Source organism: Gammaproteobacteria bacterium (assembly GCA_035546635.1).
In the GTDB taxonomy this organism is placed as follows: domain Bacteria; phylum Pseudomonadota; class Gammaproteobacteria; order JAURND01; family JAURND01; genus DASZWJ01.
In genome coordinates this window covers 1-5,408 of record DASZWJ010000008.1, presented here as the reverse complement: position 1 = coordinate 5,408, position 5,408 = coordinate 1, and the positions used below count along the sequence as shown (strand labels likewise).

Below are 5,408 nucleotides of genomic sequence, written 5' to 3'. Positions count from 1 at the left end.
CAAAATATAAAACATTTTGGAGAAATATATGTCCACAAAACCAGCGCCATTTATTGAGCTAAAAACACCATCCACTTTAAAAAGATATTCTGATGAAGAGCGTCAAAATCACTGCGAGAATTGGAAAAAAAGTGGCTTGAGCATGAGTAAATACTGCCGACAAGTTGGGCTGCCAATATCATCTTTGAGCAAATGGTTGAGCGACAATAACAACCGAGTGATAGAGAAAAATACACAAGAGCCGGCTTCAATGGCGACGATCCAATCTCAAGTTGGCATGGAAATTATCTTAGTCAGCGGGATTAGATTAAGGTTATCAAGGGTAACAATTTCTGAAATGTTGCGCTTTGTGAAGGCATTAGAGTCATGAAATTAACATTATCCTCCCCTCAAATATGGTTATCTTCTCAGCCGGTTGACTTTAGGCGGTCAATAGATGGATTATGCGAAATAGTTAAATCTCATTTTTCTGCAAACTTAAAAGAAGGTGTTTTTATATTTTTGAATCGCAGTCGGAAGAAAGTCAAGATATTGACTTGGCATAAAAATGGGTTTGTATTGATCTATAAACGTCTTGAACAAGGCTGTTTTAAGCTGTGTAAAGCAGAAAATGATATAATGACATTGGATGAGAAGCAATTAAGCTGGTTGCTGGCTGGGCTTGATTGGGTTTCAATGTCTAATTGGAATGAGCTGGAATTTCACGAATATTTTTAAAGTATTAATGCTCAAATATTTAAAAAACCAGTTAAAAATAAAGTATAAATTTGATAAAATGGCTAAATGACAAATCATGAAAAAATTCAAAAAATTATCGGAACTCTAAGCCATATTTCAGATGATAATGTTGAAATATTTGAATCTTTGCTTGCAGATAAAGATGCGACTATATTTAATTTAAAAAATGAAATAAGCTGGCTGAAGCAGCAAATTAAACTAGGTCAACAAAAAAGGTTTGGCCAATCAACAGAAAAATCAGAATCATTACAACTTCCTTTGATTTTCAATGAAGAAGCAGAAACTGACTCAGCTCCTGAAGAAAGCACTGAAACCATTAAATACACACGTCGTAAAGTAAAAACACGGGGTCGCCAATTAGATACTTCTAAACTATTGCGAGAACGCCACGTCCATGACCTGTCTGAATCCGAAAAAATATGCGTCTGTGGTTGTCAACTTGAAAAAATTGGCGAAGACATCTCAGAACAAATAGATCACATTAGAGAGCAAATTAAAGTCATTGAGCATGTTCAACCAAAATATACCTGTCGCCGATGTGAAACCATCAAATCAGAAAAAAAACCCGAATCTCCTTTCCCCAAATGCATGGCTAGCGCCAGACTTATCACAGATGTTGTCATTAAAAAATATGAACATCATTTGCCTCTTTATCGACAGTCAAAAATATTTGCTGGGCAGGGTTTGGCTATTCCTGATAATACGCTAGGTAATTGGGTTATGGGGGCCGCAGAGGTTTTATCTCCATTACAAGATGCATTATATCAACAATTTCTAAATACGCGCATTATCCAAGCGGATGAAACTCCTGTAACTGTTTTAAAACCTCACAAAAAGGGTTACTTATGGGCGTACCATAGTTACGATCCCAAAAATCGATTTATCCTTTTTGAATTTAACTTGAGCCGAGAAGGAGGGAATCCAGATCGGGTATTAAAAAATTTTAATGGATTATTGCAAACGGACGGATATTCCGGCTATAACAATTTAAGAAAAAACCCTGAGGTGACCCATTTTGGTTGCTGGGATCATGCCAGAAGAAAATTTATTGATGTAGTTAAAATCAATGGCAATAATAAATCCGGTAAAGCAGGTGAAATGTTGGTGCATATTGGCGCCTTATATCAAATCGAAAAAGATATTAAGGGTTTTAGTGTTCTCGATCGCGCATTAGCTCGGCAAGAAAAGTCCAAACCTCTGTTAGACTTAATATTTAGAAAAATAGAAAAGATACATGCGCCACCCCAAAGCGCTTTAGGAAAAGCCATTACTTATTGTCTAAATCAGAAACCTTATCTTTGCCGCTACATTAATTATGGTGAAATCGAAATCAGTAATTGCTGGATTGAGAATCAAATTAGACCCTTTGCAGTTGGCAGGCGCAATTGGCTATTTGTTGGCAATGAAAAAAGCGCTAACAAATCAGCTTTGCTTTATAGTCTCATTCAAACCTGCAAATTGAATCAGGTTGATCCACGACAATATTTAGAATATGTACTCAATCAAGCTCACAAAATCAGACGCAAAGAAGTAGAACCCACCTCTCTCCTGCCGCAGTTTATCAATAAGTCCTTATTTATATAAAGAAAACATTCGCTAGAAAAATTCAAATATGGGATGGAATTATTAGGGGCTTACGAAACAATAATGGCTAAAATCTGGAAAGAAAAAGTGTATTTAATGCTGACAGAGGAAACTTGCCATTATTTACCTTTTAAACAAATAGTTGAAAAAGCACTGCGTGATATTGATCTGGAAGTTAAATTAATAGCTAAAATGCAGCAACCTTTCTTGGAGTATATGCCGTTATATAATCAAATAATTGAATTAATTGCTGAGTATCTTCAACCGGATATGGAGCAACTTAGACAAACCATTAAAACACATAGTAGTTTTTTTAAACCATTCGCAAATATTCCTATCGCTCCCGAATCCCCCGATCCATTACAAATTCGAACCTGTCTGAAAACTTAACCTAAAAATTTCACAGGCAACTTGCAAGGTAAAATCAATTCCTGCTCTAACACCTAAATCTCAAATACTTCAAGTATTGTGTGGGCTCCTGATATCGAACTAATTTTTGATTAGTGTCACTATGATATTTCGTCGATGGGGTTTCAATCGGTGTTCCCATAGAAAAATCCCTTGCCATTGCCCCAAAGCGAGTTTGTTATCTATAATAGGCACAGAAACTGCTGTTTGTGTTAAGGCGGTTCGCACATGCGCTGGCATATCATCTAAGCCTTCAATGGTGTGTTGAAAAATAGCATCGCCGTCGGGTACTAAGCGCGACATAAAGGCTTCCAAATCTTTTAATACGGTCGAATCCCAATTTTCCATGATGAGAAGAGAAGCGCTCGTATGTGGGATAAAAATGTGGCATAAACCTGTATGCACAGTGGATTGTTGAATGAAGTCGTTAACGGCTTCATCTAGATTATAAAATCCGCGGTGTTTTGTCTGAACTTCTAGAAATTTTTGATTGGCCATGAACTTTTTCATCCAGTTGAAGAAGATAATTAATTAAATAATATTAAGCGATGGTTAGCCCGGCCGATCAAGCTTGAATATATTTTTACCGGTGACAACAGCATAATGGTTATAACCTAGTCTTGCTATGGGCTGAAATTTATCATAATCAATGAAACCGTCCGTTAGAATCGCGGGGTTAATATGCACCAACTCCACTGTACCAATAACCATGCGATTAATGTCATCTTTAGAAAACACCGGTAATTGAATTGATTGATAATATTTACATTCCATTTGAATGGGTGCATTTTTAACTCTAAAGGGTTTAACTAAAATTGAAGGCAAATATTCCAGTCCGCTGTATTCAAATTCGCTTTGTTTTCTAGGTAAGTTAGCTGAGGTTAAATTCACTTGTTCTCTTAATTCGAAAGTGGCGACATTCACCACAAATTCACCAGTTTCCTCGACATTATACAAGGTATCTTTGGGGCCGCCTTCAATATGGCTATCCATAGTAGAAAACATCACCATCGGTGGATTGTCGCAAATGACATTGAAGTAACTAAAGGGCGCTAGATTGGGTATGCCATCAGGATTAACTGTACTCAGCCAGCCAATAGGTCTAGGCGTAATGCAGGCTTTAAATAAGTTTTTGGGAAGATCGCTGATTTTATAGGTTTGCATTTAATAACTCTTTTAAAGGAAGAAAATTACTATGGTATTGTTTTGTTTGGTGACTGGGATAAAGTATCTGCATTGACGAGAAAGTTTTCGCTTTGGCGTTGAGATGTAAGTATGACTAAAAAAATCTTTTGGATTGATTCCTATCTGACTGAATTAGAAACGACCATTGAAACGGTCAATGCGAATCCTGGGTAATGATATGCACAGGACTTAACCCATTATTCCCTATTCAAAAATACTAGAGCTACCTTTAGAACTTTTATGTGCATTATAAGTGCCAGCCATATCAATGTTGTTAATAATAATATCATCAATATTAATATGTTGCTTTCGTGTAGCGCAAAAAATAACTGCTTCAGCGATATCTATTGCTTCTAAGGGAATCATTTTTTCATAAAACGATTTTGCTTTTTCTTTATCTCCCCAACGAACTTCGGATAATTCGGTTTTTGTAGCTCCAGGGTCAATTTGTGAAACACGAATCTGGGTGCCCAACAAGTCGATTCTTAACAATTAGGTAATCGCCTTTACTGCGTGTTTAGTTGTTGTTTTTAAGATTTAAAGCCATAGGTTTCTCCAAATTTTTGCCTTCCAGAAGAAGGGTTAATGTTTTTTTCGAGGTGCTGAAATTATGGGACAAATCCAGCATTATGATATAATTGTAACTCGTTATTTTTTTAGAATATATATGAAAACCGATATTTTATACCTTGCTTCCCAATCATCAGCGCGTCGTCGTTTGCTGGACTATGCAAAAATTAATTATCAAGTTATTGCGCACGGTAGCGATGAAGTTCTGACTTTTACACCTTCAACTTTTCATGAGCAAGTATTGGCAATTGCTCAGCATAAAATGCAAACCTTAGTTTTGCCTAATGCAAAGACTCTTGATAATGAATACATCTATGTGCTGACCGCCGATACTTTAGTGAGAAATACGGTTGCCGGACAAATTTTTGGCAAACCAATTAATCGCGACGATGCTATTGCCATGCTGACTTCAGAGCGCCAAGCGCCAGTTGAAGTTTTGACAGGCTGTTGTCTTGAAAAATTGCATCGTCAGGATCATCGTTGGGTTAGTGTCGATACGGCGCATTGGGTAACTGGCGCTACCATAGAATTTCATGTTGATCCTGAAGCAGTTGAGCAATATTTTTCGATTTTTCCATGGGCATTGCAATGTTCAGGCGCCGGTGTTGTTGAAGATCATGGATTATCCTACTTGAAAAGTATCTCAGGTTCTTACACTGCAGTTTTGGGTTTGCCACTGTATGAGCTACGTTTGGCGCTGAAAAAAATGGGCTTTCGGCAGTAGTATTGTAAGTAGAGTCTAATTAGGTGAGCTTAATGTTTTCCACTATCTCAGCAGTCAATGGCTCTCCCCTAATTAAGGGGGCATTTTAATCAAAAATAATATACCTTACTCATTGATTGGATGAGAAAAAGGAGATTAAAAATGCCCCAACGGGATTTTATCCTAAATTTGCCCGGCTTTACTATCAAAAAAGTCAGTG

9 protein-coding genes are annotated in these 5,408 nt (G+C 37.0%); 6 read left to right on the top strand and 3 right to left on the bottom strand.

Going from position 1 to position 5,408, the window contains the following annotated elements; all coding sequences use genetic code 11:
* Positions 1-28 precede the first annotated feature (28 nt).
* The 4 genes from VHE99_01615 to VHE99_01600 all read left to right on the top strand — a co-directional run bounded on the left by VHE99_01615 (position 29) and on the right by VHE99_01600 (position 2,712).
* Entirely contained in the window at positions 29-370 is a 342-nt protein-coding gene (locus VHE99_01615; GenBank protein HVV67723.1) for a hypothetical protein, read from the top strand.
* Positions 367-717, top strand: coding sequence for an IS66 family insertion sequence element accessory protein TnpB (gene tnpB, locus VHE99_01610; protein HVV67722.1), 351 nt, complete (start codon positions 367-369; stop codon positions 715-717). The genes VHE99_01615 and tnpB overlap by 4 nt, the downstream gene beginning before the upstream one ends.
* Positions 718-783: 66 nt before the next feature.
* On the top strand, positions 784-2,322 hold the full coding sequence (locus VHE99_01605; GenBank protein ID HVV67721.1) for an IS66 family transposase: 1,539 nt from the start codon (positions 784-786) through the stop codon (positions 2,320-2,322).
* Positions 2,323-2,385: 63 nt separating this feature from the next.
* Positions 2,386-2,712, top strand: a complete 327-nt coding sequence (locus tag VHE99_01600; protein ID HVV67720.1) for a hypothetical protein — start codon at positions 2,386-2,388, stop codon at positions 2,710-2,712.
* Between the two features lie 99 nt (positions 2,713-2,811).
* On the opposite strand, the gene VHE99_01595 is transcribed toward VHE99_01600, so the two are convergent.
* Both VHE99_01595 and VHE99_01590 read right to left on the bottom strand, forming a co-directional pair.
* Positions 2,812-3,228 carry a secondary thiamine-phosphate synthase enzyme YjbQ gene (locus tag VHE99_01595; GenBank protein ID HVV67719.1) on the bottom strand — a complete coding sequence of 139 codons (417 nt, stop codon included), beginning with the start codon at positions 3,226-3,228 and terminating at the stop codon, positions 2,812-2,814.
* 54 nt (positions 3,229-3,282) lie between these two features.
* Positions 3,283-3,894 (bottom strand): flavin reductase family protein, encoded by a 612-nt coding sequence (locus VHE99_01590; protein ID HVV67718.1) that lies wholly within the window; start codon positions 3,892-3,894, stop codon positions 3,283-3,285.
* Between VHE99_01590 and VHE99_01585 the strand changes: the two genes are divergently transcribed.
* Positions 3,889-3,996, top strand: coding sequence for a DUF2000 family protein (locus VHE99_01585; GenBank protein HVV67717.1), 108 nt, complete (start codon positions 3,889-3,891; stop codon positions 3,994-3,996). The two genes, VHE99_01590 and VHE99_01585, sit on opposite strands and share 6 nt — an antisense overlap.
* Positions 3,997-4,119: 123 nt before the next feature.
* On the opposite strand, the gene VHE99_01580 is transcribed toward VHE99_01585, so the two are convergent.
* Positions 4,120-4,407 carry a hypothetical protein gene (locus tag VHE99_01580; protein HVV67716.1) on the bottom strand — a complete coding sequence of 96 codons (288 nt, stop codon included), beginning with the start codon at positions 4,405-4,407 and terminating at the stop codon, positions 4,120-4,122.
* Between the two features lie 175 nt (positions 4,408-4,582).
* On the opposite strand from VHE99_01580, the gene VHE99_01575 reads away from it, so the two are divergent.
* Positions 4,583-5,209, top strand: coding sequence for a Maf family protein (locus VHE99_01575; GenBank protein HVV67715.1), 627 nt, complete (start codon positions 4,583-4,585; stop codon positions 5,207-5,209).
* Positions 5,210-5,408: the final 199 nt, after the last annotated feature.

Excerpts from the sequence above, each read along its gene's own strand:
- VHE99_01615 (HVV67723.1), top strand. The coding sequence starts at position 29 with ATGTCCACAAAACCAGCGCCATTTATTGAGCTAAAAACACCATCCACT.
- tnpB (HVV67722.1), top strand. The coding sequence starts at position 367 with ATGAAATTAACATTATCCTCCCCTCAAATATGGTTATCTTCTCAGCCG.
- VHE99_01605 (HVV67721.1), top strand. The coding sequence starts at position 784 with ATGACAAATCATGAAAAAATTCAAAAAATTATCGGAACTCTAAGCCAT.
- VHE99_01600 (HVV67720.1), top strand. The coding sequence starts at position 2,386 with ATGGCTAAAATCTGGAAAGAAAAAGTGTATTTAATGCTGACAGAGGAA.
- VHE99_01595 (HVV67719.1), bottom strand. The coding sequence starts at position 3,228 with ATGGCCAATCAAAAATTTCTAGAAGTTCAGACAAAACACCGCGGATTT.
- VHE99_01590 (HVV67718.1), bottom strand. The coding sequence starts at position 3,894 with ATGCAAACCTATAAAATCAGCGATCTTCCCAAAAACTTATTTAAAGCC.
- VHE99_01575 (HVV67715.1), top strand. The coding sequence starts at position 4,583 with ATGAAAACCGATATTTTATACCTTGCTTCCCAATCATCAGCGCGTCGT.